The sequence below is a fragment of the Mesorhizobium sp. M7D.F.Ca.US.004.03.1.1 genome (assembly GCF_003998635.1).
Taxonomy (GTDB): Bacteria; Pseudomonadota; Alphaproteobacteria; order Rhizobiales; family Rhizobiaceae; genus Mesorhizobium; species Mesorhizobium loti.
In genome coordinates this window covers 1-1883 of record NZ_RZQG01001061.1, presented here as the reverse complement: position 1 = coordinate 1883, position 1883 = coordinate 1, and the positions used below count along the sequence as shown (strand labels likewise).

The following is a 1883-nucleotide window of genomic DNA, read 5'->3' as shown; positions in this document are numbered from 1 at the left end:
GCCTGGACGTATTCGGGGCCGGTCGTGCGCACCACCTCATGGTCGAAGCGCAGCATCAGTTCGTCATAGAGTTTTTCGTCGCCCCACAGGAAACGCGCTTCGAGGATCGAGGTGCGGATGGTGACATCGGTTCGCGACAGGCGCAGGCATTCGTCGATATTGCGGGTGGCGTGGCCAACCTTCAGCCCGAGGTCCCACAGCATGTAGAGCATGTATTCGACGGTCTGTTCGCCCCACGGCGTCTGCTTGTAGGGCAGCAGGAACAGAAGATCGATGTCGGACCCGGGCGCCAGCGTGCCGCGGCCGTAGCCGCCGACAGCGACGACGGCCATGCGCTCCGCCGAAGACGGGTTCTTGACCCGGTAGACATGGGTGACGGCGAAATCGTAAAGCGCCCGGATGATCTCGTCCATGAGATGCGACAGCCGCGCCGCGCAGGCGCTGCCGCCGCCATCGTCCCGCAGCATGCGCTCGGCAATGGTGCGCCCCTCGGCCAACCGCCCCTTGAGCAGCTGGAGCACACCGCTGCGCGCGGCCTGTCCGGAACCGTCGCCCGCCGTGGCCGCGGTCAGCGCGGCCATCTCGCGGCGCAAGGCTTCGCCGTCGATCAGTTCGTCGAGCTTCAGGGAGATTCTTGCCATATGTCCAAGTCGGCCTTGCCTTTTCGGCGGCGTCTATAGCGCGTTTTCGCGGCGCTGGGTATGGGGCGGGAGGCCAGCCCCGAAAGCGGCCTAGTCGTTTGCCTCGATCCGGTCGAGAGGGACGACAATATGTTGCCGAAATCTGCAGAAATCGATGATCCAGCGTAGAATTCGCCCGGCCTCTTTCGTGATTCTCTGGGCGGTCGGTTTCCTGCGTTTTACGGCAAGCCCGCTTGCGACCCGTGCGGCTTCCCGTTCCTGCTCAAGCAGGCTTGGCAGTCTGTCGCCGACGAACTGGTCCTGCGCGCACACAGCGGGAACGAGCTGGTAGATCGTCTTGCGCGCCGATCTCGGGAGAGCCAGATCGAAGATGAGTTCATCGACAGCCACGTTGACCTGTGCGGTTGCATCGAGAAGATGGCGCGCCATCTGCCTCGAGAGCAGGTAACCGCCAGCCCCGACATGGCTCTTACGCAGCCTGAATATGGAAAAACCGCGGCCAACGGAGATCCTTCTGCGCTGGATCATGGTTTTGGCAAAGAAGGTCTCGAGCTTGACGACATCGGCATCGGCCGGAATCCAACTCGTATCGGCAAGCAGCGCGCCGGCCTTCGCGGAAAGCACCATGTCGTCCTCGAACACGGCGCCGTACGGGGCCTCGTCTTGTGCAATGATCGTCCAGCAGGTGCGATGGCTGTGCAAGCAGGCGATCTCGCTCCCCGACAGGGGGCGGATGGCATGCATGGCGTGCTGCGGTTGCAACACCAGGTCCGGGTGTTCCCTGGCATCGATTGCGGCCACCCGCTCGAACGCAACGCCAATGCGGGCAAACTCCGCCGTCATATGGGCAAGCCTCTCAGGAGACCGATCGAGATTGATGACCAGACGCTTCATTACCGACGAACTCTTCACCTTCCGAGACCACCGGGGCTCTCTAGCAGCGGCGATGTTGCCGCGTAAGGACTTTTTATGGGAGAATCGCGCGCACCGGGCCGGTGATGCAAAAAGTCGAAACAGGCCTTGACCTTCCAGTTACTGGAAGCACTACCTGACCCTCGAAGCAGAAACATCGAGGCATTTCGCAATGACACATTCAGACCACGGCCACCATGTGCATGGCGGCTGCTGCGCCGCGAAAGCTGCGGCCGAGGATCCGGCCCTGCTGCGCGACCCGGTCTGCGGCATGATCGTCGACCCGGCCGCCGGCAAACCGACGGCCGAGCATGATGGCCATCTCTATCA

Annotated in this window: 2 protein-coding genes; both read right to left on the bottom strand. The window is 62.7% G+C overall.

The genetic code is table 11. The features are described 5' to 3' along the window. Positions 1–641: nucleotidyltransferase domain-containing protein (locus EN935_RS33845; RefSeq protein WP_206534636.1), on the bottom strand; the 641-nt coding region annotated here is incomplete at its 3' end. A gap of 90 nt (positions 642–731) precedes the next feature. Then, positions 732–1535, bottom strand: a complete 804-nt coding sequence (locus EN935_RS33840) for a glycosyltransferase family 25 protein (protein ID WP_127266089.1) — start codon at positions 1533–1535, stop codon at positions 732–734. Positions 1536–1883 lie beyond the last annotated feature (348 nt).

Bases quoted from the DNA above. Each gene is read 5' to 3' on its own strand.
- EN935_RS33840 (WP_127266089.1), bottom strand. From the start codon at position 1,535: ATGAAGCGTCTGGTCATCAATCTCGATCGGTCTCCTGAGAGGCTTGCC.